The following is a 23331-nucleotide window of genomic DNA, read 5'->3' on the forward strand; positions in this document are numbered from 1 at the left end:
AAGCAGGGCTCGGCCTGCGCTTGGCGCGGCAATAGCATTAAGGCAGGCTTCTTGCGAGCCAAAGTCCCAGAAACAGGGCGACAATGGCGCCAATGACGCTGGCCAGCACATATCCAAACGCCGGCAGCGTGGCTCCCCGCTCCCACAGCGTCGCGAAATCGAGCGAAAAGGCGGAGAACGTCGTGAAGCCGCCAAAGATGCCGGTGGCGACAAACAGCCTGACTTCGGTCGATCCGCCGCGACGCGCCAGTATGGCGATGAACAGGCCCATGGCAAAGGAGCCGACAATGTTGATCGCCATCGTGCCCCAGGGATAATTGGGGCCGAAAAGGCGCAGCGCGCCCATACTGGTGAGATGGCGAATGCCGGCGCCGATGCCACCGCCGACGACCACGAGAAGCAGATTGAACATCGCCGTCTACTGCCCCCGCGAAGGCGGTGGCGTCAATCCCTTCACGCCCGTGAAAGCACTTCCGGGATAGCACAGACGGTTGAGCGCGTCAGAAACCGCCTCTCACGCCCATTGTCGAGCGAGAACATGCCACCCCTGCCCGGCACCACATCGATGAGGAGGTCGGTGTGCTTCCACACCTCATATTGCGAAGCGCTGATGTAAACCGGGGTGTCGCCGATCTCGCCCAGCAAGACGTCATTGTCGCCGACGATGAAATCGCCGCGGGGGTAACACATTGGCGAGGAGCCGTCGCAACAGCCGCCGGACTGATGGAACAGCACCGGACCGTGATCGGCGATGATCTCCGCCAGAAAAGCGACGGCTTCCGGTGTGGCCGAGACCTTTCCCAGGGAAACCTTGTCTGGCATGCCGTCCTCCACGACGAAACCTCGGGCACGGCCGGCAAGCCTAGCCGCATGAACAGAGCGCGCATGATCCCTCGGAAAGGATCATGCGCTGTCTTGGGAGGCGATCAGAAGAAGCCGAGCTTCTTCGGGCTGTAGCTGACCAGCATGTTCTTGGTCTGCTGATAGTGGTCGAGCATCATCTTGTGGTTCTCGCGGCCGATGCCGGATTGCTTGTAGCCGCCGAACGCCGCGTGCGCCGGATAGGCGTGGTAGCAGTTGGTCCACACACGGCCGGCCTGGATGGCGCGGCCGAAGCGATAGCAGCGGTTGGCGTCACGGCTCCAGATACCGGCACCGAGGCCATAGAGCGTGTCGTTGGCGATCGACAATGCCTCGTCGTCATCCTTGAAGGTGGTCACCGAGACCACCGGCCCGAAAATCTCCTCCTGGAAGACGCGCATCTTGTTGTGGCCCTTGAACACGGTGGGCTTGACGTAATAGCCGCCGGCAAGGTCGCCCGGCAGATGGTTCTGCTCGCCACCGGCCAGCACCTCGGCGCCTTCCTTGCGGCCGATATCGAAGTAGCTGAGGATCTTTTCCAGCTGTTCGCCCGATGCCTGTGCGCCGATCATTGTCGCCGGGTCCAGCGGATCGCCCTGGACAATCGCCTCCACGCGCTTCAGCGCCCTTTCCATGAACTTGTCATAGATTTTCTCATGCACCAGCGCGCGGCTAGGGCAGGTACAGACCTCGCCCTGGTTGAGCGCGAACATGACGAAGCCTTCGATCGCCTTGTCGAAGAAATCGTCGTCCTCTGATGTCACGTCCTGGAAGAAGATGTTGGGCGACTTGCCACCGAGTTCCAGCGTCACCGGAATGAGGTTCTGGCTGGCATATTGCGAGATCAGCCGACCGGTCGTGGTTTCGCCGGTGAAGGCGATCTTGGCGATACGGTTGGACGACGCTAGCGGCTTGCCGGCTTCGAGACCAAAGCCGTTGACGATGTTGAGCACGCCATCCGGCAAAAGGTCGCCGATCAGATCCGCCCATAGCATGATCGTGGCGGGTGTCTGTTCGGCGGGCTTCAGCACCACGCAGTTGCCGGCGGCAAGGGCCGGCGCCAGCTTCCATACCGCCATCAGCAGCGGGAAATTCCAGGGGATGATCTGGCCGACGACACCAAGCGGCTCATGGAAATGATAGGCGACGGTGTCATGGTCGATCTCGGAGATGCCGCCTTCCTGGCTGCGCACGGCACTGGCGAAATAGCGGAAATGGTCGATGGCCAGCGGCAGGTCGGCGGCGGTCGTCTCGCGGATCGGTTTGCCATTGTCCCAGGTCTCGGCGAGCGCCAGGAGATCGAGATTGTCTTCCATGCGATCGGCGATGCGGTTGAGGATCAGGGCACGTGCCGCGGCACTGGTCCTGCCCCAGGCGTCCTTGGCCTTGTGCGCGGCATCGAGTGCCGCCTCGATGTCGTTTGCGTCCGAACGGGCGATTTCGCCCAGCGGCTTCCCGTTGACCGGCGAGATGTTGTCGAAATACCTTCCTGAATGCGGCGCCACCCATTTGCCGCCGATGTAGTTGTCGTAACGCTTGGCGAAGGGAACCTTGGCCGTGCGGGAAAATTCCACCTTGTTCATTGTCTTCCTCCCAGGAAACAGCGGTACGGGATGTACCGCGCTGCCAGGGAGAGTGGGGATGGGATCGGGCTTTGTCAGCCCAGGCAAGTCATCCACCCCAGGCCGACTGTCGCAAGATTGCGACAGGTTCGGCCTCGAAACCTCAATGCGGCCGACGGATGCCGAAGCGGGCGAGCTTGCGATGCAGAGTGGCCCGGGAAATGCCGAGATTGTGCGCGGCGGCAGAGACGTTGCCATGGGCGCGTGCGATCGCCCGCTGGATCACACCGCGCTCCGCCTCATCGAGTTCCTCCGCGGCCTTGGCGACGTCGCCGAGGATGTCGGCGGCGGGAAGCCCCCGGGCCAGTGCCTGTTGCGTGATGCCGAGGCTCAGCCGCGCCGCGCGTGTCGCACCGACGACCAGATCATTCCCGTCGACGGCGATCAATGCACCCGCGCCGCGCTCGGCCGCCGAGGCAAGCAGGATGCGGGCATTGGGAAAAGACAGGCGAAAATTCTCGGCCTCGATGCGGCGCGCGGCATCGCCGACCGCCATGGCGATCAGGCCGACAAAGCCTTCGGTCAGATCCGACCGGCACGACGACACATCGAGCGCGGCAGCCAGATTGCCCTCGTGGTCGTAAATCGGCGCAGTGGTGCAGCTGAGCAGCGTGTTGCTGGAAAAGAAGTGCTGGTCGCGGTGGATGGTCAGCGCGCGCTGGTCGGCGAGGCATGTGCCGATGCCGTTGGTGCCTTCGGAGTCCTCGCTCCATACTGTCCCCGTCCACAGGCCCCATTCGTCGAAGGTTTCGTCATCCGCTGAAGCCCCGCGGCGTTCGACCGGAATGCCGTCGCGGTCGGCGAGCAGGACGCAACAGCCAATGCCGCCTACCGCAAGATAGAGACGATCAAGGCTCGCATCCGCAGCACGCAGCAGCTGCTCGACCCGCTGCCGCGCCAGCCTGAACTCGCCTTCGGTCAGTCGTCGATGTGCCTGTCGTTGGCCAGGATCCAGCCCATGCACCGTGAGCGAGCGCCTCCAGGAGGCAACCAATGCCGATCGGGCGGCATCGCTGGTGGCAATGGCCGCCTGGACGATATCGGCATGATGGGCAGGCTGTCCGCTCACCTCATCCTCCCAAGGCGCTTCCAACTCAAGCAGCGTTATATGCGTTCACATATATCCGCGGCACCAAGTTGTAGGGGATCAGCGACTGTTGGCGCTATAAGACAATGGTCCAACAGGAATTGCCCGAGGCGGCCGACCGCTAAAGGCGCCAGAACCGCGAAGCTTTCAGCTCAGGTGGTTTCGACCTTCTTGGGCTTGCTCGAGCCGATCATCTTCCAGTTCTTGTAGAACATCGAATTGATGCGCTCGACGCTGACCGAGACGACAGCGAGCATGCCAGCGATGAATCTCGGGAACGGGGACGGCCTGATAATGTCCATGAACACGCAGTAGCGGCGGCCGTCATATTCGTTGACCGAGCGGTGCAGCAGGGTGTCGTCGAAAATGAACTGCGGATTGTCGTACCAGTAGTTTTTGACGTTGCCGCATTCGACGAAGATTTCCGCTTTCACCGGGATCAGATTGTAGAGGATGCGCAGGCTGAGCCGCAGCGGGCCGAAATGCCAGGAAGTCGATTCGCGCTTGCTGAAGACCGAAACGGCGATGGTCTTGATGTATTTGAAATCCTTGTTGAACTCGGCGACGTTGTCGATCCGGTGCTTGCCGTACCACTGGTAGACATACATGCCGCGCCGGCCGGCGCCGAAATTGGCGTCGATGTCGGCGATGATCTCGTCCTTGCGTGCCTTGAAGATGTCCAGGACCTCATTGACCTCGCGCTGATAGTCCTCCGGAAACTGTTCCAGCTTCCACACGCCGGGGTTCCTGTAGCAGAGCAGATCGACCAGCAGGTTGAACGGCGACAGCAGCCAGGTGAAGATGCCGTTGCCGAGGAAGTAGCCTGAGAACAGCGACAGATCCTTCCTGTCGTTGCGCAGCACATCGATCAGGCCGCAAACGATGAAGATCGTCGTCAGGATGGGGATGAAGTAGAAGCCAAGAGCGAGAAGCGGGACGGCGATGGCGAATTTGCGAAGGGATTTGCGAAGGGTTTTTGTCATTTTTCCACGCGCGGAGCGCGATCCTGTTGCGAATGAGTGTGCCAAATCTCGGCAACGACCACCGCCCGGCCGTGCGCCTTGATAAGGTTTTTTGGGTCGCCGCACAACGCCACGACGTCGTGGCCCTGCGGCTGCCTGGTGGAATTTGCCAGACTTCGGTCAATGCACGGCTGGCAAGCCGAACTCGTCCCATTTCTCCCTGGCCACGGGATCGCCGACTAGGAACTCAAAGCCGATGACGCTTTCGCCGTCTCGTGCGAGCTGGCATTTGAACTTCAGACTATACCAGTTTTTGCGGCTGCGGAAAGCCGCGCCATCCGCGGCGATGGTGGTGCCGCGGATCTTCTCCTCGGCCGTTGCGTAAGGCACGACGCGTTCCGGTTGAAAATCCGCGCGCCAACGCCGGATCTGATCCATGGCCTCGAGATTGCACAATTGCACCATCCGCTCGTCGGAAGCGAAGGTCGCAAGATCGGCGCGCGCCTGCCGGCTACGCGGATCGGCGAGCGTCTTGGCCGACAGCATTTCGGTCGGCCGGATCATGGCCGGCGCGGTTGGCGGTTGAGCTGGAGGAGTACTCGGCGATGGTGTTGGTGTTGATGTTCGTACCGGTGCCGGCGCTTGGGCCTCGGGCGTCGAGGGCGGCGCTGGCGCCGGCGGTGGCCTTGTCACGGCCTCGAACTGCCGCGGTGTCAGAATGGCGACCGACACCCGCTCCTCTTCCAGCCGCTTCGGCCGCTTTGGCAGCGGCATAAGCGCCAGCGTCACGGCAAGCAGCGTGTGGAGAACAACCGAGGTTGAGATGCCCCAAGGCGAGGCCTCGGCTCGCAGCGTGACGACCACCGGCCGACGCAAATCAGCTATTCCCGCTCTTTGCGCAGCTTCGCCCAATAATCGAGCCGCTTGCGGATATCGCGCTCGAAACCTCGCTCAGGCGGATCATAGAAGGTCTGGCGGCCCATCCTCTCCGGAAAATAGTCCTGGCCCGAAAAAGCGTCCGGCTCGTCATGATCGTAGCGATAGCCAGCGCCGTAATCCTCTTCCTTCATCAGCTTGGTCGGCGCATTGAGGATATGCTTTGGCGGCAGCAGCGAGCCATGCTGCTTGGCTGCCTGGGTGGCCGCCTTAAAGGCGGTGTAGACGGCATTGGATTTGGGCGCAGTGGCGAGATAGACGGTGGCCTCGGCAAAGGCGAGTTCGCCCTCGGGCGAGCCAAGGTAGTCGTAGGCGTCCTTGGCGGCATTGGCGATGACCAGCGCCTGCGGATCGGCAAGGCCGATGTCCTCCATCGCCATGCGCACCAGCCGCCGGCCGAGATAGAGCGGATCCTCGCCGGCGTCGAACATGCGCGCGAGATAGTAGAGCGCTGCATCGGGATCGGAGCCGCGCACCGATTTGTGCAGCGCCGAGATCAGATTGTAGTGGCCGTCCTGGCCCTTGTCATAGATCGGCGCACGGCGCTGGACGATGCGCTGCAGCCCTTCGGGATCGAAAACCTCGCCGGGCTTGGCGGCACGCCAGACTTCCTCGGCAAGCGTCAGCGAGGCGCGTCCGTCGCCATCGCTCATGCGAATGAGCATCGCCCGAGCCTCGTCGTCGAGCGGCAGCGCCCTGCCCTCCGTCGCCTCCGCCCGTGTCATCAGCTTGGCGATGCTCTCCTCGCCGAGCGAATGAAAGACCATGACGCGCGCCCGCGACAGCAACGCGGCATTCAGCTCGAAGGACGGGTTTTCGGTTGTGGCGCCAACCAGGACGACCGTCCCATCCTCCATGACTGGGAGAAAGGAATCCTGCTGGGCACGGTTGAACCGGTGGATCTCGTCGACGAAAAGCAGGGTCTGGCGACCGTTGGCGCGGCGCAGCTTGGCCGTCTCGAACACTTTCTTGAGGTCGGCGACGCCAGAAAACACCGCCGATATCTGCTCGAAGGCGAGGCTGGTCTCGCCGGCAAGCAGCCTCGCCACCGTGGTCTTGCCGGTGCCTGGCGGGCCCCAGAAGATCATCGAGCCGAGCGAACCCGAACCGATCAGCCGGGTCAGTGCGCCATCGGGTCCGGTCAGATGTTCCTGGCCAACGACCTCGCCAAGATTCTTTGGCCGCAACCGGTCAGCGAGCGGCCGCCCGGGCGGCGCTCTTTCCGGCTCATCGACACTGAACAGATCGGCCATGCACTTCTTTTGGTTTGGAGCGCGATCCCTTCAGACCGAACTCAGTAACGCAACACCTGGCGCAGTATCTGCCCGCCGCGCTCGACGGTAAAGCGCCACCAGCGCGTATCCTGCTGGGCTACCTGCGCCAGCGTCGCGGCGGTGTCGATGGTGGTGCCGTTGACTTCACGTACGATGTCGCCCGGCAGGAAGCCGAAATCGGCGGCCGGCGAATCGCGGTTGATGTCGATCACCGTGACGCCCTTGAGGTCGGTGCGCAGGCCGAGCTTCTGGGCAAGCCGCGGCGACAGTTCCGCGACCTTGGCGCCCGAGAATGGGCTGCGGCCATGCAGCGTCACTTCCGAGGCTTTCGCCCCCTCCGGCGCGCGCTCCAGCGCAATGTCCATCGCCGCCTGCTGGCCCTTGGTCAGCACCGCGAAATTCGCCTTGGTGCCGATCGACAGCGTCGCCATGCGATAGTCCAGCGCCTCGATGCTCTCGACCGGCTTGCCGTTGATCTGCAGCACGACATCGCCCGCTTTCAGCCCAGCCTTGCCCGCCGGTCCGGTCGCTTCGACGGAAGAGACCAGCGCCCCGGTCGGCTTCTCCATGCCGAGCGATTCGGCGATCTGCGGCGTCACCGCCTCGAACTCGGCGCCGATATAGGGCCGTTCGAAGAAGTCGAGGCCTGCCTTTGCGGCATCGGCGAAAGCCCGCACCATGTTGGCCGGGATGGCAAAACCGATGCCGATCGAGCCGCCGCTGCGGCTGTAAATCGCCGTGTTGATGCCAACCAGCTGGCCGCCCATGTTGATCAGCGCGCCGCCGGAATTGCCGGGATTGATGGCCGCGTCGGTCTGGATGAAATAGCCCGAATCCGAGACGCCGATATGGCTGCGGGCGAGTGCCGAAACAATGCCGCTGGTGGTGGTCTGGCCGACGCCGAAGGGGTTGCCGATGGCCAGCACCAGGTCGCCGACCTCGAGCGCGTCGGAATCGCCGATCGCGATGACCGGGAACGGCTTGTCGGATTCGATCTTGAGCACGGCAAGATCCAGCGTCTCGTCCTTCAGCATCACCTTCGAGGCGAATTCGCGGCCGTCGGCGGTCGCCACCTTGACCTCGTCGGCATCCTTGATGACGTGGAAATTGGTGACGATGACGCCACTCGGATCGACGAGCACGCCCGAGCCGAGCGATGACTGCGCACGCGGCTGAGCGCGGCCGAAAAACTCCTCGAAGAACGGATCGCCTTCAAAAGGCGATGTGACCTTGGCCGTCTGCGAGGCATAGACGTTGACGACGGCCGGCGCGGTCTGCTTGACCAGCGGCGCGAACGAAAGCTGCACCTCCTCGCGGCCGAAGGGCACGCGCTTGTCTGGCCCCGAGGTAGAATTCTCGCCTTCAACGCCATGCAACAGATCGGTCAGCACGTCCGACAGTCCCGGATCGGCAGGCTTTGCGGCATCTTCGGCCAGCGCCTGCCGGACTGCCGGTGCGGCTGCGAACACCATGAAGGCGCAGAGCAGGACAAGGGACAGTCTTTTGGCGCGCATTCGCGAATCCTCCAAGGCAAGTTCGGGTGCATTGTCCCGACGATTGTGCAAAATGAAAGGCTAAGCCGCTGAAATCCGATTATTTTCGCGCCTGCCGATCGTTTTGGAGACGCTTTGGCGCACGCAGAACAAGAAAAAGGGGCCCGCAGGCCCCTTCGATTCATTCTGGAAAGACCGAGCCTTATGCGGCCGCGGCGTCCGCTTCGGTGCCTTCGGCTTCGAGGCGAGCGCGGTCGGCGGCGCCCTTGGCATCCGTGTCGCGATCGACGAACTCGATGACGGCCATCGCGGCGTTGTCGCCGTGACGGAAGCCTGCCTTCATGATGCGCAGATAGCCGCCATTGCGGGTGGCGTAGCGCGGGGCGATGGTGTCGAACAGGCGCTTGACGACGCCTTCATTGCCGATCTGCGCGATCACCTGGCGGCGGGCGTGCAGGTCGCCGCGCTTGCCGAGCGTCACCAGCTTCTCGACGATCGGACGCAGGTCCTTCGCCTTCGGCAGGGTGGTGACGATCTGCTCGTGCTCGAGCAGCGACACGGCGAGGTTGGCGAACATCGACTTGCGATGGCTAATGCTTCTAGCGAAGCGGCGGCCTTTGAAACCGTGGCGCATGGCTCTTTTCCTTCTTCAGTTGTTCAAGAGGCCGCGGCCTCTGATGGTTTTCCGCATGACCGTCGGATCAAGCGGCCCACGCCGCCGATCCTTGGAATTCATGCTCAATATTGGTCTTCGTAACGCTTGGCGAGGTCTTCGATGTTTTCCGGCGGCCAGTCCGGCACTTCCATACCGAGGTGCAGGCCCATCGCCGCCAGGACTTCCTTGATCTCGTTCAGCGACTTGCGGCCGAAGTTCGGGGTGCGCAGCATCTCGGCTTCGGTCTTCTGGATGAGATCGCCGATGTAGACGATGTTGTCGTTCTTCAGGCAGTTGGCCGAACGCACGGAAAGCTCGAGTTCGTCGACCTTCTTGAGCAGCGCCGGGTTGAAGGCGAGCTCGGTGACGGCTTCGGCGGCGACTTCCTTCTGCGGCTCGTCGAAGTTGACGAACAGGCCAAGCTGGTCCTGCAGGATGCGAGCGGCGAAAGCCACCGCGTCCTCACCCGAGATCGAACCGTCGGTCTCGATGGTCATGGTCAGCTTGTCATAGTCGAGAACCTGGCCCTCGCGGGTGTTTTCGACCTTGTAGGAGACCTTCTTGACCGGCGAATAGAGGCTGTCGACCGGGATCAGGCCGATCGGCGCGTCTTCGGCGCGGTTGCGCTCGGCAGGCACGTAGCCCTTACCGGTGTCGACGGTGAACTCCATGCGGATTTCAGCGCCTTCGTCCAGCGTGCAGATAACGTGGTCGGGGTTGAGGATCTCGACGTCGCCAACCGTCTGGATGTCGCCGGCGAGAACCGCACCCGGGCCCTGCTTGCGCACGACCATGCGCTTGGGGCCATCGCCTTCCATGCGGATGGCGATTTCCTTGATGTTCAAGACGATGTCGGTCACGTCCTCGCGCACGCCGGCGATGGACGAGAATTCATGCAGAACGCCGTCGATCTGCACGGCGGTGACAGCCGCACCGCGCAGCGAAGACAGAAGCACGCGGCGCAGCGCGTTGCCCAGCGTGAGGCCGAAGCCGCGCTCGAGCGGCTCGGCGACCAGCGTGGTCAGCGTCTTCTTCTTCGACGAGAACTCGATCTTGTTCGGCTTGATCAGTTCCTGCCAATTTTTCTGGATCATGATGCTTTCCTTCCGTTGACCCGCCACCATCCAATCGTGGCGGGCGACCTGGAATGCCGTGGAGGAGCGTCCTTGAGGGCGCTCACGCGGCGTTCGGTAATTTCTTAGACGCGGCGCTTCTTGCGCGGGCGGCAGCCATTGTGCGGGATCGGCGTCACATCACGGATCGAGGTGATGGTGAAGCCGGCCGCCTGGAGGGCGCGCAGAGCAGACTCACGACCCGAGCCAGGTCCGCAGACCTCGACTTCAAGCATGCGCATGCCGTGTTCCTGGGCCTTCTTGGCAACATCCTCAGCAGCCATCTGGGCAGCGAACGGGGTCGACTTGCGCGAACCCTTGAAGCCCTGGGCGCCAGCCGACGACCAGGCAATCGAATTGCCCTGCGCGTCGGTGATGGTGATCATCGTGTTGTTGAAGGTCGAATTGACGTGGGCAACGCCCGACGAGATATTCTTGCGTTCGCGACGGCGAACACGAGCGGCTTCCTTGGCCATGATAGTCCTTTCAGTTGATCTCTACACCGCCGTAATGCCAGCGGCTCCACCTTTGAAAGCGAGTAGTGAGTAGGAAATAGCGAATAGGGATCCCTATTCGCTAATGGCTACTCGCTATTCGCTCGCTTACTTCTTCTTGCCGGCGATCGACTTGGCCGGGCCCTTGCGGGTGCGTGCATTGGTGTGCGTGCGCTGGCCGCGAACCGGCAGCGAGCGGCGGTGACGCAGGCCGCGGTAGCAGCCGAGGTCCATGAGACGCTTGATGTTCATCGACACCTCGCGGCGCAGGTCGCCTTCGACCTGGTAGTCGCGGTCGATCGTCTCGCGGATCTGCAGCACTTCCGCGTCGGTCAGCTGGTTGACGCGGCGCTCGGCCGGGATGCCGACCTTGTCGACGATCTCCTGGGCGAACTTCTTGCCAATGCCGTGAATGTACTGAAGCGCGATGACGACACGCTTGTTGGTCGGAATGTTGACGCCGGCTATACGAGCCATGTTCTTTCCTTCTCCATGTGGGCCGACCAACCTTTCAAACAAGGCAGGCCTGGCGCTGTCAAAGTTGCCCCGCGTCCGGTGGAGGCCGGCCCTTGCGGGAGTTTCCAGTTCAAAGCGACTGCCTTGCCCTTGCGGACAAGCAAAGTGCGCACCTGATAGGAAGACGGGCCGCCATACCGCAGCGGGCCGCTCCCGTCAAGCCTAATCTTTAAATTCCCTTACCGCGCCTTGGCGGCCGCTGCGAGCACGGCTTCAATCTCGGCGGTAACGGCGTCGATGCTGGCCATGCCGTCGACCGTCTTGAGCCTGCCCTTGGCATAGTAGTAGCCGGTCAGCGGAGCGGTCTTCTTGTAATACTCCCGCAGGCGCTCTTCGAACACCGCGGGATTGTCGTCCTTGCGCACCGGCTGGCCGGCCGCCTTGGCATCCTCGGCGCGCTTGACGATGCGGCCGACCAGGGCTCTGTCGTCGACGACCAGTTCGATGACCGTGTCGAGACGGATACCGCGCTGCGAAAGCATCGATTCAACCGCATCGGCCTGCACCAGCGTGCGCGGGTAGCCATCGAGGATGAATCCCTTGGCGCAATCAGCCTGGTCGATGCGTTCGGCGACGATGGCGTTGACGATGGCGTCGGACACCAGCTCACCGGCATCCATCACCGCCTTGGCACGCTTGCCGACTTCGGTACCGGCCTGAACGGCCGCACGCAGCATGTCACCCGTCGAAAGCTGGGGTATGCCGTATTTGTCTACCAGTCTTTGTGCTTGTGTCCCCTTGCCCGCTCCTGGCGGCCCAAGCAATATCAACCTCATCTGGCTTTCTTCCCCCCGCGCAGCTTCGACTTCTTGATCAGGCCTTCATACTGGTGCGCGATCAGGTGGCCCTGAATCTGCGCAACCGTATCGAGCGTGACACTGACCACGATCAGAAGCGATGTGCCACCGAGGTAGAACGGTACGCCAGTCGCCGAGATCAGGAACTCCGGCAGCAGGCACACCAGCACCAGATAGATGGCGCCGATGACGGTGATGCGGGTGAGAACGTAATCGATGTAATCGGCGGTGCGCTCGCCCGGACGATAGCCCGGGATGAAGCCCGAATGCTTCTTGAGCTGGTCGGCGGTGTCCTTCGGGTTGAAGACAATCGCTGTGTAGAAGAAGGCGAAGAACACGATCATCGCCGCATAAAACAGCATGTAGAGCGGCTGGCCGTGGCCAAGCGAGGCCAGGATGGTGCTCGCCCAGGCAGGCATGTTGGTCGTCTGCGAGAAGCCGGCGACGGTGGCCGGCAGCAGCAGCAGCGACGACGCGAAGATCGGCGGGATGACGCCCGACGTGTTGAGCTTCAGCGGCAGATGCGAAGTGTCGCCCTGGAACATCCGGTTGCCAACCTGGCGCTTCGGATACTGGATCAGCAGGCGGCGCTGAGCGCGCTCGAAGAACACGATGAGCGCGATGACGACGATGGCGAGCACGATGATCGCCAGGATCAGGCCGGTCGACAGGGCGCCGGTGCGGCCGAGTTCCAGCGTGCCGGAAATGGCATGCGGCAGGCCGGCGACGATGCCGGAGAAGATGATCAGCGAAATGCCGTTGCCGATGCCGCGCGCGGTGATCTGCTCACCAAGCCACATCAGGAACATGGTGCCGCCGACCAGGGTGACGACGGTCGAGATGCGGAAGAACATGCCAGGATCGCTGACGATGCCGTTGCCGTTCTCCAGCCCCACCGAAATGCCGTAAGCCTGCACCAGGGCCAGCAGCACGGTGCCGTAGCGCGTGTACTGGTTGATGACCTTGCGGCCCTGTTCGCCTTCCTTCTTCAGCGCTTCCAGCGACGGGATGACCGAGGTCATCAGCTGCATGATAATGGAGGCGGAGATGTAAGGCATGATGCCGAGCGCGAAGATCGCCATGCGCTGCACGGCGCCGCCGGCGAACATGTTGAACATGCCGAGCACGCCCTTGCTCTGCGAAGAGAAGGCCTGGGCGAAGGCGTCAGGGTTGATGCCGGGAAGCGGAATGTAGGTGCCGAGGCGGTAGACGAGCAACGCGCCGATGGTGAACCAAATGCGTTTCTTCAGGTCCTCTGCCTTGGCAAAGGCCGAGAAATTCAGATTCGAGGCTAGTTGTTCAGCAGCCGAAGCCATGCCTGATTCTCCGCTTGGTAACGCTTGATGGCCCGTGAGGTCAGGCGGTGCGTTTCACCGAAGCTCACGAGATAAGCTCCGGGCTCTAAACATGCAAGCGGCCGCGTTGACGCGGCCGCTTAATTGAGCAGATCAAAGCGCAATCGTTGAGCAAAAACGGGATCCCACTCTTGCCGATCGCGCTTCAAATTGCCGTTACTCGGCAGCTGCCTTTTCCGGCAACTTGACCGAGCCACCAGCCTTTTCGATCTTCTCGATCGCAGCCTTGGAAGCGCCGGCCACGTCGAAGGCAAGCTTAGCCTTCAGCTCGCCATCGGACAGCACGCGCACGCCATCCTTGACGCGGCGGATGACGCCGGCGGCGACAAGCGCCTCGGCCGTCACGGTTGCCTTGGCGTCGAGCTTCTTGGCGTCGACGGCTTCCTGGATGCGGGCCAGCGACACGACAACGAAGCTCTTGGCGAAGATGTTGTTGAAGCCACGCTTCGGCAGACGCCTGTAGAGCGGCATCTGGCCGCCCTCGAAGCCGTTGATGGCGACGCCGGAGCGCGCCTTCTGGCCCTTGACGCCGCGACCGGCGGTCTTGCCCGAGCCGGAACCGATGCCACGGCCGAGACGCTTCTTGGAATGCGTCGCGCCGTCCTTGTCACGCAGATCGTTGAGTTTCATCTGAGTTCTCCTGCGCTTTGGCTCAGCCCTCGTCCACGACGCGGACGAGATGCTGAACGGCGGCGATCATGCCACGCACGGAAGGCGTATCTTCCAGGGTGCGCTGCTTGTGCATCTTGTTGAGGCCGAGGCCGACCAGCGTCGCGCGCTGTTCCTTCGGACGGCGGATCGGCGAACCGATCTGCTCAACGGTGATGGTCTTGGTTGCTTTCTTGGCCATGGTCAAAATCCCTGGTCAGATCGACTATTCTTCAGCCGCAACGGCGGTGCCGCGGCGGGCCTGAAGGGTCGAATACTTGATGCCGCGCGCGGCAGCCACATCCTTGGGATGCATCTGGCTCTTCAGCGCGTCGAAGGTGGCGCGAACCATGTTGTACGGGTTCGACGAACCCATCGACTTGGCAACCACGTCATGCATGCCGAGCGTCTCGAAGACAGCGCGCATCGGGCCGCCGGCGATGATGCCGGTACCCTGCTTGGCAGCGCGCAGCAGAACGCGTCCGGCGCCCCAACGTCCCTCGACGTCGTGATGCAGCGTACGGCCCGAGCGCAGCGGCACGAAGATCATGTCGCGCTTTGCCGATTCGGTTGCCTTGCGGATGGCTTCCGGCACTTCGCGTGCTTTGCCATGACCGAAGCCGACGCGGCCCTTCTGGTCGCCGACGACGACGAGTGCGGCGAAGCCGAAGCGGCGGCCGCCCTTGACGACCTTGGCGACGCGGTTAATGTGGACGAGCTTGTCCACCATGCCGTCATCGCGCTCTTCACGCTCGCGGCCGCGGCCGCCTTCCCTACGTTCCTGTGCCATATCCTGTTCCTTGTTTTTTTCCGGAAGCACGGTTGATGATGAGATCCGGCGCCTCTGTGGGTCACCGGGGGCGAAAGTTATTTTTTCCTTTGCATGATCTTATCCGAAAAGTCTGCAACTTTTCGGGATCAAGCATTAGAAACTAAGACCGCCTTCGCGGGCAGCCTCGGCCAGCGCCTTGACGCGGCCGTGATAGATGTAGGCGCCGCGATCGAAGACGACTTCCTTGACGCCGGCCTTGGTGGCGCGCTCGGCGATCAGCTTGCCGATCGCGGCAGCGGCCGCGGTGTCGGCCCCGGTCTTGAGCGAACCCTTGAGGTCCTTCTCGAGTGTCGAGGCTGCAACGATGGTGTGACCCTTGGCGTCGTCGATGACCTGAACGTAAATGTTCTTCGACGTGCGGTGGACCGACAGACGCGGACGGTCGCCGGCGACCTTCTTGATCTGGCGGCGGACGCGCTGCGCACGGCGCTGGATGGATTCTTTGCTAGCCATGATAGTTCCTTGCCTTCAAAAAACGGGGGCCGCCATATGCGGTAGGCGAAAGCGCCTCCCGCGACCGCTCCCCGCGGCGTTACATCCTCTGGTTTGGCCTCTTCCGAAAAATCCGAAACTTTTCGGGGCCAAGCCCATTACTTCTTCTTGCCTTCCTTGCGGACGATCTTCTCGCCAGCGTAGCGGACGCCCTTGCCCTTGTAAGGCTCAGGGCCGCGGTATTCGCGGATCTCGGCAGCCACCTGGCCAACCTGCTGCTTGTCGATACCGGCAACGGTGATCTCGGTCGGCTTCGGCACCGTGATGGTGATGCCGGCCGGCGTCTCGTAGACGACGTCATGGCTGAAGCCAAGGGCCAGCTGCAGGTTCTTGCCCTGAAGCGCGGCACGATAGCCAACGCCGGTGATCTCGAGCTTCTTCTCGAAACCGTCCTTGACGCCCTGCAGGATGTTGACGATCTGCGTGCGCGACATGCCCCACTTCGAGCGGGCGGTCTTGGTCTGGTCGCGCGGCTCGACAGCAATCTCGCTGCCTTCCATCTTGACCAGGACTTCGTCGTTCACCACGAACTTCAGCTCGCCCTTGGGGCCCTTCGCCGTCACGGTCTGGCCGTTGACGGTCGCGGTCACGCCCTGCGGCAGCGAAACGGGTTTCTTTCCAATACGAGACATTTTGTTGTCCTCGTCACTTCTCTTGTTTCAGGTCTCTGTCTTCGGAACGATCCGAAGACCGGATTCCAATTTGCGGTCAGCTGCCAGATCAGAAGATCTGGCAGAGAATCTCGCCGCCGACGTTCTGTTCGCGGGCTTCGTGATCGGCCATCACGCCCTTCGGCGTCGAAAGGATGGCGATGCCGAGGCCGTTGGCGACGTGCGGGATCGACTTGGCCGAGACGTAAACGCGGCGGCCCGGCTTCGAGACGCGGGCGATTTCGCGCACGACCGGCGCACCGTCGAAATACTTCAGCTCGATTTCGATTTCGGACTTGCCGTTGTCGAAGTCGGTCTGGCTGTAGTCGCGGATATAGCCTTCAGCCTTCAGCACGTCGAGGACGCGGGTGCGCAGGCGCGAAGCCGGCGTCGAGACACTCGACTTCTTGCGGCCGTAGGCGTTGCGGATGCGGGTCAGCATATCGCCGAGAGGATCGCTCAATGACATGTTATGTCCTCCTTACCAGCTCGACTTGACCAGGCCCGGGATCTGGCCGTTATTGCCGAGATCACGAAGCGCGATGCGCGATACTTTGAGCTTGCGATAGTAGGCACGCGGACGGCCGGTGACTTCGCAGCGGTTGCGGATGCGGATCTTGGCCGAGTTGCGCGGCAGGGCAGCAAGCTTGAGCTGGGCGCGGAAGCGCTCCTCCATCGGCTTGGACTGATCCATGATGATCGCCTTCAGGGCAGCGCGCTTGGGACCGTACTGGTCGGCAAGCTTGCGGCGCCTGTTGTTCTTCTCGACTGAGCTGGTCTTTGCCATTTCAGATTTTTCCTTTTCTCGCTGCCGTTACTGGCGGAAGGGGAAGTTGAAAGCCTTGAGCAATGCCCGGGCTTCGTCGTCCGTCTTCGCAGTCGTACAAACGATGACGTCCATGCCCCAGATCTGATCAACCTTGTCGTAGTTGATCTCCGGGAACACGATGTGCTCCTTGATGCCCATGGCGTAATTGCCACGGCCATCGAAGCTCTTGGGGTTCAGTCCGCGGAAGTCGCGGACGCGCGGCAGCGCGATGTTCACGAGGCGGTCGAGGAACTCGTACATACGTTCCTTGCGCAGCGTGACCTTGGCGCCGATCGGCATGTTCTCGCGGACCTTGAAGCCAGCGATAGAATTGCGGGCGCGGGTGACGACGGCCTTCTGGCCGGCGATCATCGCCAGGTCCTCGGCGGCAACCGAGGGCTTCTTGGAATCGGCGGTCGCTTCGCCAACACCCATGTTCAGCACGATCTTGTCGAGGCGCGGAACCTGCATGTCGTTTTCGTAGCCGAACTGCTCCTGCAGCGCCTTGCGGATGGTCTCGTTGTAGACCTGCTTCAGACGCGGCGTGTTGGTGGCAGTCGCCTGCTTGCTTTGAGCCTTAGCCATTGATGACTTCTCCCGAGCGCTTGGCGACGCGCACCTTCTTGCCGTCCTTCTGGAAGATGAAACCGACGCGGGTCGGCTTGCCATCCTTGGGGTCGGCCAGCGCGATGTTCGACAGCTGGATCGGCGCTTCCTTAGTGATGATCCCGCCCTCTTGGGACTGGGACTGCTTCTGGTGACGACGGATCATGTTGACGCCGCGCACCAGCGCGGTGTCATCCTTCGGCTGAACCGAGAGGACTTCGCCCGAACGGCCCTTGTCCTTGCCGGCCAGCACGACGACCTTGTCGCCTTTTCTAATCTTTTGCATTGGTCCGGCTCCTTACAGCACTTCAGGCGCGAGCGAGATGATCTTCATGTGGTTCTTGGCGCGGAGTTCGCGCGGAACCGGTCCGAAGATACGCGTGCCGATCGGCTCTTTCTTGTTGTCGACGAGAACGGCCGCGTTCTTGTCGAAACGGATCACGCTGCCGTCCGGGCGGCGGATGTCCTTGGCCGTGCGAACCACGACCGCCTTCATCACATCACCCTTCTTAACGCGGCCGCGCGGAATGGCTTCCTTGATGGACACCACGATGATGTCGCCCACGGAAGCGTATTTCCGCTTCGAGCCGCCCAGCACCTTGATGCACATGACACGACGCGCGCCGGAATTATCCGCCACGTCGAGGTTTGTTTGCATCTGAATCATGACTGGCCGCCTTCTTCTTTTCTAACGGGACGGGTTTTTCACCCCTCCCCGGTCTGTCCAAAATTCGTTGTTTACGCCTGGTCCGAAGACACGACGATCCAGCGCTTGTCCTTGGAAATCGGCTTCGATTCCTGGATGAACACCTGATCGCCAACCTTGTGGGCGTTGTTCTCGTCGTGCGCCTTGTACTTCTTGGTCATGCGCACGGTCTTCTTCATCACGGGATGCGTGAAGCGCCGTTCGACCTTGACGACAACCGTCTTCTCGTTCTTGTCGCTGACGACGGTGCCCTGCAGAATGCGCTTTGGCATGGTTTTCGTCCTTAAGCCTTCTTGGCCGCGGACTTTTCCGCAGCGATGGTCTTGATACGCGCAATGTCCTTACGGACCTGCCTCACGCGCGCGGTCTTCTCGAGCTGGCCGGTGGCCTTCTGGAAGCGCAGGTTGAACTGCTCTTTCTTCAGGCTGGCCAAATCGTCGGTCAGCTGGTCCTGGGTCTTGGTCCGGATGTCTTCGGCTTTCATGATCAGCCCGTCCTTATTCTGCGATGCGCTGTACGAAGCGCGTCCTGACCGAGAGCTTGGCCGCGCCGAGACGCAGCGCCTCACGGGCGGTTTCTTCACTGACGCCGTCGATCTCGAACATGATGCGGCCCGGCTTGACGCGTGCCGCCCAGTAGTCGACGGCACCCTTGCCCTTACCCATGCGGACTTCGGTCGGCTTCGACGTGACCGGCAGATCCGGGAAAATACGGATCCAGACGCGGCCAGCGCGCTTCATTTCGCGAGTGATCGCGCGGCGGGCCGCCTCGATCTCACGCGCGGTGACGCGGTTCGGCTCAAGCGCCTTCAGTCCGAAACCACCGAAATCCAGGTTGGTGCCGCCCTTTGCGGTACCATGGATACGGCCCTTGAACTGCTTGCGGAACTTTGTGCGCTTTGGCTGCAGCATCGTTCTAACTCCAAATTCCTAAATGTCTCAGGCGTTTTCGCGACGACGACCGCGTTCGCGATCACCACCACCGCCATGCGCAGCATCACCCTCGGTCGCGCGACGTTCCGAAGCCATCGGATCGTGCTCGAGGATCTCGCCCTTGAATACCCAGACCTTGACGCCACAGATGCCGTACGCCGTATTCGCCTCGGCCGTGCCGTAGTCGACATCGGCGCGCAGCGTGTGCAGCGGCACGCGGCCTTCGCGGTACCACTCCATGCGGGCGATTTCGGCGCCGCCGAGACGGCCCGAGCAGTTGATGCGGATGCCTTCGGCACCGAGGCGCATCGCCGACTGCACGGCGCGCTTCATGGCGCGGCGGAACGCGATACGGCGCTCGAGCTGCTGGGCGATCGACTGGGCGACCAGGGTCGCGTCGATTTCCGGCTTGCGCACTTCGACGATGTTGAGGTGCGTCTCGGACTTCGTCATCTCCATCAGCTTCTTGCGAAGCTTCTCGATGTCGGCGCCCTTCTTGCCGATGATCAGACCCGGGCGCGCGGCATGGATGGTGACGCGGCACTTCTTGTGCGGACGCTCGATCACGACCTTGGAGATCGCGGCCTGCTTGAGTTCCTTCTCAAGATACTTGCGGATCTTGATGTCCTCATGCAGCAGCTTGCCGTACTCACCGGTGTTCGCGAACCAGCGCGAATCCCAGGTGCGGTTGATGCCGAGGCGAAGACCGATCGGATTGACTTTCTGGCCCATTATGCGGCCTCCCCTTTTTCTTCGACTTCACGAACGACGATCGTGAGGTGCGAGAACGGCTTCTCGATACGGCTGGCGCGACCACGGCCACGAGCGTGGAACCGCTTCATGACGATCGACTTGCCGACATAGGCTTCCGCCACCACCAGCGCATCGACATCGAGGTCGTGGTTGTTTTCCGCGTTGGCGATCGCCGATTCCAGCGTCTTCTTGACCGTGCCGGAAATCCGCTTGGCCGAGAATTCGAGATCGGAAAGCGCTGTCGCGACCTTCTTGCCGCGGATCAGCGCGGCAACGAGGTTCAGCTTCTGCGGGCTGATACGGATCGTGCGCAATACGGCGCGCGCTTCGTTATCAGCAAGCCTGCGCGGAGCTTTGGCCTTGCCCATGATTATTTCCTCTTCGCCTTCTTATCCGCGCCGTGACCGTAATAGGTCCGGGTCGGAGCGAATTCACCGAACTTATGACCGACCATGTCCTCGTTCACCGAGACGGGAACATGCTTCTGGCCGTTGTAGACACCGAAGGTGAAGCCGACGAACTGCGGCAGGATGGTGGAGCGACGGCTCCACATCTTGATCACCTCATTGCGACCACCTTCACGAACCTTGTCCACCTTCTTGAGAAGGTAGCCGTCGATGAAGGGGCCTTTCCAAATAGAACGAGTCACTTGGCGTTACCTCTTCTTAGCTCTTGCGCTGATGGCGCGAGCGCAGGATGAACTTGTCGGTCGCCTTGTTGGACCGCGTCTTCTTGCCCTTGGTCGGCTTGCCCCACGGGCTGACCGGATGACGGCCACCGGAGGTGCGGCCTTCACCACCGCCATGCGGATGGTCGACCGGGTTCATGGTCACGCCGCGATTGTGCGGACGCTTGCCGCGCCAAACCGTGCGGCCGGCCTTGCCGTCGTTGATGTTGCCGTGGTCGGGGTTCGACACGGCGCCGACGGTGGCCATGCAGGAGCCGTGAACGACACGCTGCTCGCCCGAGTTGAGGCGCAGGATCGCCATGCCCTGGTCGCGACCGACGAGCTGGGCGTAACCGCCAGCCGAACGGGCAACCTGGCCGCCCTTGCCCGGCTTCAGCTCGATGTTGTGGACGATCGTGCCGACCGGCATCGATGCCAGCGGCATCGCATTGCCCGGCTTCACGTCGACCGCTTCGCCAGCCACGATCTTGTCGCCGGCGGCAAGGCGCTGCGGGGCGATGATGTAGGACAGCTCGCCATCGTCGTACTTGATCAGCGCGATGAAGGCGGTGCGGTTCGGATCGTATTCAATGCGCTCGACCGTGCCGACAACGTCGAACTTGCGGCGCTTGAAGTCGATGATGCGGTACGAACGCTTGTGACCACCGCCGATGAAGCGGGCGGTGATGCGGCCGTAATTGTTGCGGCCGCCCGACTTGGTCAGGCCCTCGGTCAGGCCCTTGACGGGCTTGCCCTTGTAGAGGCCCGAGCGGTCGACGATGACCAGCTGGCGGGTGCTCGGCGTTACCGGGTTGAATTTTTTCAGTGCCATTGTTCTGTCCTCGCGGCCTTGCTCAGAGACCCGTCGCGACGTCGATCGACTGGCCGTCGGCCAGCGTCACGATCGCCTTCTTGACGTCGCTCTGGCGGCCGATCGTGCCGCGGAAGCGCTTGATCTTGCCCTTGCGGACAAGCGTGTTCACGGCCATCACCTTGACGCCGAACAGCGCTTCGACGGCGGCCTTGATTTCCGGCTTCGACGCCTTCTTGGCGACGTTGAAGACGACCTGGTTCTGCTCGGAAGCCATGGTCGACTTTTCGGTGATCGCCGGGCTGACGATCACGTCGTAGTGACGAAGGTCGGTCATTTAAAGCGCTCCTCGAGAGCCTCGACGGCGGCCTTCGAAAGGACCAGCGTGCCGCGGCGCAGAATGTCGTAGACGTTGATGCCCTGGATGGGCAGCACGTCGATGTTGGGGATGTTGGTCGCGGCCAGCTTGAAGTTCTTGTCAAGCTCGGCGCCACCGATCACCAGGGCGTTGCTCAGGCCCAGCGTCGCGAAATTCGCGATCAGCGCCTTGGTCTTGGCCTCGGTCAGCTTCAGCTCGTCGATGATGATGATCGACGCGCTCTTGGCCTTGGCCGAGAGAGCATGCTTCAAGCCCAGAGCGCGCACCTTCTTCGGCAGGTCGTGCTCGTGGCTGCGAACGACCGGGCCGTGAGCCTTGCCGCCGCCGCGGAACTGCGGAGCGCGTGCCGAATGGTGACGGGCGCGGCCCGTACCCTTCTGCTTGTACATCTTGGCGCCGGTGCGCGCGATTTCGGCGCGGCCCTTGGCCTTGTGCGTGCCCTGCTGCTTCTTGGCAAGCTGCCAGCGCACGACGCGCTGCAGGATGTCCTCGCGCGGATCAAGGCCGAAAATCTCCTCGGAGAGTTTCACCTTGCCGGCGTCCTTGCCGCCAAGCGTTGTGATCTTGAGATCCATTATTCCGCTCCCTCTGTGGCCGGAGCCTCATTCTTCGTGGCGGCGCGGATCGCGGCGGGCTTCGGCGCATTGGCCGGCAGTGCCACCTTGGCCGCGTCGCGGACCAGGATCCAGGCGCCCTTCGATCCGGGAACCGCTCCGCGGATCAGGATCAGCCCGCGGTCGGCATCGGTCGAGACGATCTCGACGTTCTGCGTGGTGACGCGGGTATCGCCCATGTGACCGGCCATCTTCTTGCCCTTGAACACCTTGCCGGGGTCCTGGCGCTGGCCGGTCGAACCGTGCGTACGGTGCGAGACCGAGTTACCGTGCGTCGCGCGGCCACCACCCATATGGTGACGCTTGATGACGCCCTGGAAGCCCTTGCCGATCGTCGTGCCCGTCACATCGACCTTCTGGCCGGCGACAAAGTGCTCGACGGTGATCTCGGCGCCGACATCGATCATGTTGTCGGCGGAGACGCGGAACTCGGCAACCTTCGCCTTCGGCTCGACGGAAGCGGTCGCGAAATGGCCGCGCAACGCCTTCGACGTGTTCTTCACCTTGGCGAGGCCAACGCCGAGCTGAACGGCGGTGTAGCCATTCTTCTCCTGCGTGCGCTGCGCCACGACCTGGCAGTTCTCCATCTGGAGAACGGTGACGGGAACATGTTCCCCGGCATCGTTGTAGATGCGGGTCATTCCCACCTTCTTTGCAATCACACCTGAACGCATCGGTTCAATTCCTTTAGAGTTCCGGGCCAGGGGCACTGCCCCTTACCGCGCTCTCATTCCCTTAGAGCTTGATCTCGACGTCGACGCCGGCGGCCAGATCGAGCTTCATCAAAGCATCGACGGTCTGCGGGGTCGGATCGACGATGTCGAGCAGACGCTTGTGCGTGCGCATCTCGAACTGCTCGCGGCTCTTCTTGTCGACGTGGGGCGACCGATTCACCGTGAACTTTTCGATCCGCGTCGGCAGCGGAATGGGGCCGCGGACGTTTGCGCCGGTGCGCTTGGCCGTCGACACGATTTCCTTCGTCGAGGCGTCGAGCACGCGGTGATCAAACGCCTTCAGGCGGATGCGGATATTCTGTCCGTTCATGCGTCACTTCCTTGTTCTGGCGCGGCGCGGGCAACTTCCGCGCCCGCGACAGATCGGTTTAAGTCCAAATTACTCTTTGATGGTGACGACGATGCCGGCACCGACGGTGCGGCCGCCTTCACGGATGGCGAAGCGCAGCTTCTCTTCCATGGCGATCGGCACGATCAGCTCGACATCGACGGTGATGTTGTCGCCAGGCATCACCATCTCGGTGCCAGCCGGCAG

Annotated in this window: 36 protein-coding genes; all 36 read right to left on the reverse strand. The window is 62.2% G+C overall.

Annotated features, from left to right (window positions below; translation table 11 throughout):
- Positions 1 to 37 precede the first annotated feature (37 nt).
- Positions 38 to 412, reverse strand: a complete 375-nt coding sequence (crcB, locus tag AC04SF_RS33100; RefSeq protein ID WP_096445678.1) for a fluoride efflux transporter CrcB — start codon at positions 410 to 412, stop codon at positions 38 to 40.
- Between the two features lie 41 nt (positions 413 to 453).
- The gene (locus AC04SF_RS33105; protein ID WP_488481212.1) at positions 454 to 822 is read right to left on the reverse strand and encodes a DUF779 domain-containing protein; all 369 of its coding nucleotides are present in this window, start codon (positions 820 to 822) and stop codon (positions 454 to 456) included.
- 104 nt (positions 823 to 926) lie between these two features.
- Entirely contained in the window at positions 927 to 2444 is a 1518-nt protein-coding gene (gene adh / locus AC04SF_RS33110) for an aldehyde dehydrogenase (RefSeq protein ID WP_488481213.1), read from the reverse strand.
- Between the two features lie 142 nt (positions 2445 to 2586).
- A complete protein-coding gene (locus AC04SF_RS33115; RefSeq protein WP_488481214.1) occupies positions 2587 to 3552 on the reverse strand; it encodes a helix-turn-helix domain-containing protein in 966 nt (321 codons plus the stop codon).
- A 170-nt stretch (positions 3553 to 3722) separates the two neighbouring features.
- On the reverse strand, positions 3723 to 4553 hold the full coding sequence (locus tag AC04SF_RS33120; RefSeq protein WP_488481215.1) for an aspartyl/asparaginyl beta-hydroxylase domain-containing protein: 831 nt from the start codon (positions 4551 to 4553) through the stop codon (positions 3723 to 3725).
- 159 nt (positions 4554 to 4712) lie between these two features.
- A complete protein-coding gene (locus tag AC04SF_RS33125) occupies positions 4713 to 5408 on the reverse strand; it encodes a DUF930 domain-containing protein (RefSeq protein WP_488481216.1) in 696 nt (231 codons plus the stop codon).
- A gap of 5 nt (positions 5409 to 5413) precedes the next feature.
- Positions 5414 to 6721: a replication-associated recombination protein A gene (locus tag AC04SF_RS33130; RefSeq protein WP_488481217.1), complete on the reverse strand. Its 1308-nt coding sequence runs from the start codon at positions 6719 to 6721 to the stop codon at positions 5414 to 5416.
- A gap of 41 nt (positions 6722 to 6762) precedes the next feature.
- Positions 6763 to 8256 carry a DegQ family serine endoprotease gene (locus tag AC04SF_RS33135; protein WP_488481218.1) on the reverse strand — a complete coding sequence of 498 codons (1494 nt, stop codon included), beginning with the start codon at positions 8254 to 8256 and terminating at the stop codon, positions 6763 to 6765.
- A gap of 181 nt (positions 8257 to 8437) precedes the next feature.
- On the reverse strand, positions 8438 to 8869 hold the full coding sequence (rplQ, locus tag AC04SF_RS33140; RefSeq protein ID WP_096445664.1) for a 50S ribosomal protein L17: 432 nt from the start codon (positions 8867 to 8869) through the stop codon (positions 8438 to 8440).
- Between the two features lie 104 nt (positions 8870 to 8973).
- Positions 8974 to 9984, reverse strand: coding sequence for a DNA-directed RNA polymerase subunit alpha (locus AC04SF_RS33145; protein WP_006205443.1), 1011 nt, complete (start codon positions 9982 to 9984; stop codon positions 8974 to 8976).
- Positions 9985 to 10088: 104 nt separating this feature from the next.
- Entirely contained in the window at positions 10089 to 10478 is a 390-nt protein-coding gene (gene rpsK / locus AC04SF_RS33150) for a 30S ribosomal protein S11 (RefSeq protein ID WP_006205444.1), read from the reverse strand.
- A 126-nt stretch (positions 10479 to 10604) separates the two neighbouring features.
- Positions 10605 to 10973, reverse strand: a complete 369-nt coding sequence (gene rpsM, locus AC04SF_RS33155) for a 30S ribosomal protein S13 (protein ID WP_006205445.1) — start codon at positions 10971 to 10973, stop codon at positions 10605 to 10607.
- A gap of 218 nt (positions 10974 to 11191) precedes the next feature.
- Positions 11192 to 11788: an adenylate kinase gene (locus tag AC04SF_RS33160; RefSeq protein ID WP_488481219.1), complete on the reverse strand. Its 597-nt coding sequence runs from the start codon at positions 11786 to 11788 to the stop codon at positions 11192 to 11194.
- Positions 11785 to 13125, reverse strand: a complete 1341-nt coding sequence (gene secY, locus AC04SF_RS33165) for a preprotein translocase subunit SecY (protein ID WP_095203286.1) — start codon at positions 13123 to 13125, stop codon at positions 11785 to 11787. The genes AC04SF_RS33160 and secY overlap by 4 nt, the downstream gene beginning before the upstream one ends.
- A 195-nt stretch (positions 13126 to 13320) precedes the next feature.
- Positions 13321 to 13794: a 50S ribosomal protein L15 gene (rplO, locus tag AC04SF_RS33170; RefSeq protein ID WP_010909286.1), complete on the reverse strand. Its 474-nt coding sequence runs from the start codon at positions 13792 to 13794 to the stop codon at positions 13321 to 13323.
- A gap of 22 nt (positions 13795 to 13816) precedes the next feature.
- Positions 13817 to 14014 carry a 50S ribosomal protein L30 gene (gene rpmD, locus AC04SF_RS33175; RefSeq protein WP_006205449.1) on the reverse strand — a complete coding sequence of 66 codons (198 nt, stop codon included), beginning with the start codon at positions 14012 to 14014 and terminating at the stop codon, positions 13817 to 13819.
- A gap of 24 nt (positions 14015 to 14038) precedes the next feature.
- Complete coding sequence (gene rpsE, locus AC04SF_RS33180; RefSeq protein WP_032933400.1) at positions 14039 to 14602, reverse strand: 30S ribosomal protein S5; 564 nt, start codon at positions 14600 to 14602, stop codon at positions 14039 to 14041.
- 135 nt (positions 14603 to 14737) lie between these two features.
- On the reverse strand, positions 14738 to 15097 hold the full coding sequence (gene rplR, locus AC04SF_RS33185; protein WP_095203285.1) for a 50S ribosomal protein L18: 360 nt from the start codon (positions 15095 to 15097) through the stop codon (positions 14738 to 14740).
- A 137-nt stretch (positions 15098 to 15234) separates the two neighbouring features.
- Positions 15235 to 15768 carry a 50S ribosomal protein L6 gene (gene rplF / locus AC04SF_RS33190; protein WP_095203284.1) on the reverse strand — a complete coding sequence of 178 codons (534 nt, stop codon included), beginning with the start codon at positions 15766 to 15768 and terminating at the stop codon, positions 15235 to 15237.
- Between the two features lie 88 nt (positions 15769 to 15856).
- Positions 15857 to 16255: a 30S ribosomal protein S8 gene (gene rpsH, locus AC04SF_RS33195; protein WP_006205453.1), complete on the reverse strand. Its 399-nt coding sequence runs from the start codon at positions 16253 to 16255 to the stop codon at positions 15857 to 15859.
- Positions 16256 to 16267: 12 nt separating this feature from the next.
- Positions 16268 to 16573 (reverse strand): 30S ribosomal protein S14, encoded by a 306-nt coding sequence (rpsN, locus tag AC04SF_RS33200; protein ID WP_010909282.1) that lies wholly within the window; start codon positions 16571 to 16573, stop codon positions 16268 to 16270.
- 27 nt (positions 16574 to 16600) lie between these two features.
- Positions 16601 to 17179: a 50S ribosomal protein L5 gene (rplE, locus tag AC04SF_RS33205; RefSeq protein ID WP_096445659.1), complete on the reverse strand. Its 579-nt coding sequence runs from the start codon at positions 17177 to 17179 to the stop codon at positions 16601 to 16603.
- Complete coding sequence (gene rplX / locus AC04SF_RS33210; RefSeq protein WP_006205456.1) at positions 17172 to 17486, reverse strand: 50S ribosomal protein L24; 315 nt, start codon at positions 17484 to 17486, stop codon at positions 17172 to 17174. The genes rplE and rplX overlap by 8 nt, the downstream gene beginning before the upstream one ends.
- A 12-nt stretch (positions 17487 to 17498) precedes the next feature.
- Positions 17499 to 17867, reverse strand: coding sequence for a 50S ribosomal protein L14 (gene rplN / locus AC04SF_RS33215; RefSeq protein ID WP_006205457.1), 369 nt, complete (start codon positions 17865 to 17867; stop codon positions 17499 to 17501).
- A gap of 71 nt (positions 17868 to 17938) precedes the next feature.
- Entirely contained in the window at positions 17939 to 18178 is a 240-nt protein-coding gene (rpsQ, locus tag AC04SF_RS33220) for a 30S ribosomal protein S17 (RefSeq protein WP_010909280.1), read from the reverse strand.
- Positions 18179 to 18189: 11 nt separating this feature from the next.
- Positions 18190 to 18390, reverse strand: a complete 201-nt coding sequence (rpmC, locus tag AC04SF_RS33225; protein ID WP_006205459.1) for a 50S ribosomal protein L29 — start codon at positions 18388 to 18390, stop codon at positions 18190 to 18192.
- A gap of 13 nt (positions 18391 to 18403) precedes the next feature.
- Positions 18404 to 18817 (reverse strand): 50S ribosomal protein L16, encoded by a 414-nt coding sequence (gene rplP, locus AC04SF_RS33230; RefSeq protein WP_010909279.1) that lies wholly within the window; start codon positions 18815 to 18817, stop codon positions 18404 to 18406.
- Between the two features lie 27 nt (positions 18818 to 18844).
- On the reverse strand, positions 18845 to 19570 hold the full coding sequence (rpsC, locus tag AC04SF_RS33235; protein ID WP_010909278.1) for a 30S ribosomal protein S3: 726 nt from the start codon (positions 19568 to 19570) through the stop codon (positions 18845 to 18847).
- Positions 19570 to 19959: a 50S ribosomal protein L22 gene (gene rplV / locus AC04SF_RS33240; protein ID WP_010909277.1), complete on the reverse strand. Its 390-nt coding sequence runs from the start codon at positions 19957 to 19959 to the stop codon at positions 19570 to 19572. Before rplV ends, rpsC begins: the two co-directional genes overlap by 1 nt.
- 2 nt (positions 19960 to 19961) lie before the next feature.
- The gene (gene rpsS, locus AC04SF_RS33245) at positions 19962 to 20240 is read right to left on the reverse strand and encodes a 30S ribosomal protein S19 (protein ID WP_006205463.1); all 279 of its coding nucleotides are present in this window, start codon (positions 20238 to 20240) and stop codon (positions 19962 to 19964) included.
- Positions 20241 to 20256: 16 nt separating this feature from the next.
- Entirely contained in the window at positions 20257 to 21090 is an 834-nt protein-coding gene (gene rplB, locus AC04SF_RS33250; RefSeq protein WP_010909276.1) for a 50S ribosomal protein L2, read from the reverse strand.
- Between the two features lie 22 nt (positions 21091 to 21112).
- Positions 21113 to 21406 (reverse strand): 50S ribosomal protein L23, encoded by a 294-nt coding sequence (locus tag AC04SF_RS33255; RefSeq protein ID WP_010909275.1) that lies wholly within the window; start codon positions 21404 to 21406, stop codon positions 21113 to 21115.
- Positions 21403 to 22023: a 50S ribosomal protein L4 gene (rplD, locus tag AC04SF_RS33260; protein ID WP_008875667.1), complete on the reverse strand. Its 621-nt coding sequence runs from the start codon at positions 22021 to 22023 to the stop codon at positions 21403 to 21405. The genes AC04SF_RS33255 and rplD overlap by 4 nt, the downstream gene beginning before the upstream one ends.
- Positions 22023 to 22736 (reverse strand): 50S ribosomal protein L3, encoded by a 714-nt coding sequence (gene rplC / locus AC04SF_RS33265; RefSeq protein WP_115143197.1) that lies wholly within the window; start codon positions 22734 to 22736, stop codon positions 22023 to 22025. The genes rplD and rplC overlap by 1 nt, the downstream gene beginning before the upstream one ends.
- Before the next feature lie 61 nt (positions 22737 to 22797).
- On the reverse strand, positions 22798 to 23106 hold the full coding sequence (gene rpsJ / locus AC04SF_RS33270) for a 30S ribosomal protein S10 (protein WP_010909272.1): 309 nt from the start codon (positions 23104 to 23106) through the stop codon (positions 22798 to 22800).
- Between the two features lie 69 nt (positions 23107 to 23175).
- Positions 23176 to 23331, reverse strand: a 156-nt coding sequence (locus AC04SF_RS33275; RefSeq protein WP_477242398.1) for an EF-Tu C-terminal domain-related protein, incomplete at its 5' end; no start/stop codon positions are given.

This window comes from Mesorhizobium sp. CNPSo 4671 (assembly GCF_057784245.1).

Excerpts from the sequence above, each read along its gene's own strand:
- crcB (WP_096445678.1), bottom strand. The coding sequence starts at position 412 with ATGTTCAATCTGCTTCTCGTGGTCGTCGGCGGTGGCATCGGCGCCGGC.
- AC04SF_RS33105 (WP_488481212.1), bottom strand. The coding sequence starts at position 822 with ATGCCAGACAAGGTTTCCCTGGGAAAGGTCTCGGCCACACCGGAAGCC.
- adh (WP_488481213.1), bottom strand. The coding sequence starts at position 2,444 with ATGAACAAGGTGGAATTTTCCCGCACGGCCAAGGTTCCCTTCGCCAAG.
- AC04SF_RS33120 (WP_488481215.1), bottom strand. The coding sequence starts at position 4,553 with ATGACAAAAACCCTTCGCAAATCCCTTCGCAAATTCGCCATCGCCGTC.
- AC04SF_RS33130 (WP_488481217.1), bottom strand. The coding sequence starts at position 6,721 with ATGGCCGATCTGTTCAGTGTCGATGAGCCGGAAAGAGCGCCGCCCGGG.
- AC04SF_RS33135 (WP_488481218.1), bottom strand. The coding sequence starts at position 8,256 with ATGCGCGCCAAAAGACTGTCCCTTGTCCTGCTCTGCGCCTTCATGGTG.
- rplQ (WP_096445664.1), bottom strand. The coding sequence starts at position 8,869 with ATGCGCCACGGTTTCAAAGGCCGCCGCTTCGCTAGAAGCATTAGCCAT.
- AC04SF_RS33145 (WP_006205443.1), bottom strand. The coding sequence starts at position 9,984 with ATGATCCAGAAAAATTGGCAGGAACTGATCAAGCCGAACAAGATCGAG.
- rpsK (WP_006205444.1), bottom strand. The coding sequence starts at position 10,478 with ATGGCCAAGGAAGCCGCTCGTGTTCGCCGTCGCGAACGCAAGAATATC.
- rpsM (WP_006205445.1), bottom strand. The coding sequence starts at position 10,973 with ATGGCTCGTATAGCCGGCGTCAACATTCCGACCAACAAGCGTGTCGTC.
- AC04SF_RS33160 (WP_488481219.1), bottom strand. The coding sequence starts at position 11,788 with ATGAGGTTGATATTGCTTGGGCCGCCAGGAGCGGGCAAGGGGACACAA.
- secY (WP_095203286.1), bottom strand. The coding sequence starts at position 13,125 with ATGGCTTCGGCTGCTGAACAACTAGCCTCGAATCTGAATTTCTCGGCC.
- rplO (WP_010909286.1), bottom strand. The coding sequence starts at position 13,794 with ATGAAACTCAACGATCTGCGTGACAAGGACGGCGCGACGCATTCCAAG.
- rpmD (WP_006205449.1), bottom strand. The coding sequence starts at position 14,014 with ATGGCCAAGAAAGCAACCAAGACCATCACCGTTGAGCAGATCGGTTCG.
- rpsE (WP_032933400.1), bottom strand. The coding sequence starts at position 14,602 with ATGGCACAGGAACGTAGGGAAGGCGGCCGCGGCCGCGAGCGTGAAGAG.
- rplR (WP_095203285.1), bottom strand. The coding sequence starts at position 15,097 with ATGGCTAGCAAAGAATCCATCCAGCGCCGTGCGCAGCGCGTCCGCCGC.
- rplF (WP_095203284.1), bottom strand. The coding sequence starts at position 15,768 with ATGTCTCGTATTGGAAAGAAACCCGTTTCGCTGCCGCAGGGCGTGACC.
- rpsH (WP_006205453.1), bottom strand. The coding sequence starts at position 16,255 with ATGTCATTGAGCGATCCTCTCGGCGATATGCTGACCCGCATCCGCAAC.
- rpsN (WP_010909282.1), bottom strand. The coding sequence starts at position 16,573 with ATGGCAAAGACCAGCTCAGTCGAGAAGAACAACAGGCGCCGCAAGCTT.
- rplE (WP_096445659.1), bottom strand. The coding sequence starts at position 17,179 with ATGGCTAAGGCTCAAAGCAAGCAGGCGACTGCCACCAACACGCCGCGT.
- rplX (WP_006205456.1), bottom strand. The coding sequence starts at position 17,486 with ATGCAAAAGATTAGAAAAGGCGACAAGGTCGTCGTGCTGGCCGGCAAG.
- rplN (WP_006205457.1), bottom strand. The coding sequence starts at position 17,867 with ATGATTCAGATGCAAACAAACCTCGACGTGGCGGATAATTCCGGCGCG.
- rpsQ (WP_010909280.1), bottom strand. The coding sequence starts at position 18,178 with ATGCCAAAGCGCATTCTGCAGGGCACCGTCGTCAGCGACAAGAACGAG.
- rpmC (WP_006205459.1), bottom strand. The coding sequence starts at position 18,390 with ATGAAAGCCGAAGACATCCGGACCAAGACCCAGGACCAGCTGACCGAC.
- rplP (WP_010909279.1), bottom strand. The coding sequence starts at position 18,817 with ATGCTGCAGCCAAAGCGCACAAAGTTCCGCAAGCAGTTCAAGGGCCGT.
- rpsC (WP_010909278.1), bottom strand. The coding sequence starts at position 19,570 with ATGGGCCAGAAAGTCAATCCGATCGGTCTTCGCCTCGGCATCAACCGC.
- rplV (WP_010909277.1), bottom strand. The coding sequence starts at position 19,959 with ATGGGCAAGGCCAAAGCTCCGCGCAGGCTTGCTGATAACGAAGCGCGC.
- rplB (WP_010909276.1), bottom strand. The coding sequence starts at position 21,090 with ATGGCACTGAAAAAATTCAACCCGGTAACGCCGAGCACCCGCCAGCTG.
- AC04SF_RS33255 (WP_010909275.1), bottom strand. The coding sequence starts at position 21,406 with ATGACCGACCTTCGTCACTACGACGTGATCGTCAGCCCGGCGATCACC.
- rplD (WP_008875667.1), bottom strand. The coding sequence starts at position 22,023 with ATGGATCTCAAGATCACAACGCTTGGCGGCAAGGACGCCGGCAAGGTG.
- rplC (WP_115143197.1), bottom strand. The coding sequence starts at position 22,736 with ATGCGTTCAGGTGTGATTGCAAAGAAGGTGGGAATGACCCGCATCTAC.
- rpsJ (WP_010909272.1), bottom strand. The coding sequence starts at position 23,106 with ATGAACGGACAGAATATCCGCATCCGCCTGAAGGCGTTTGATCACCGC.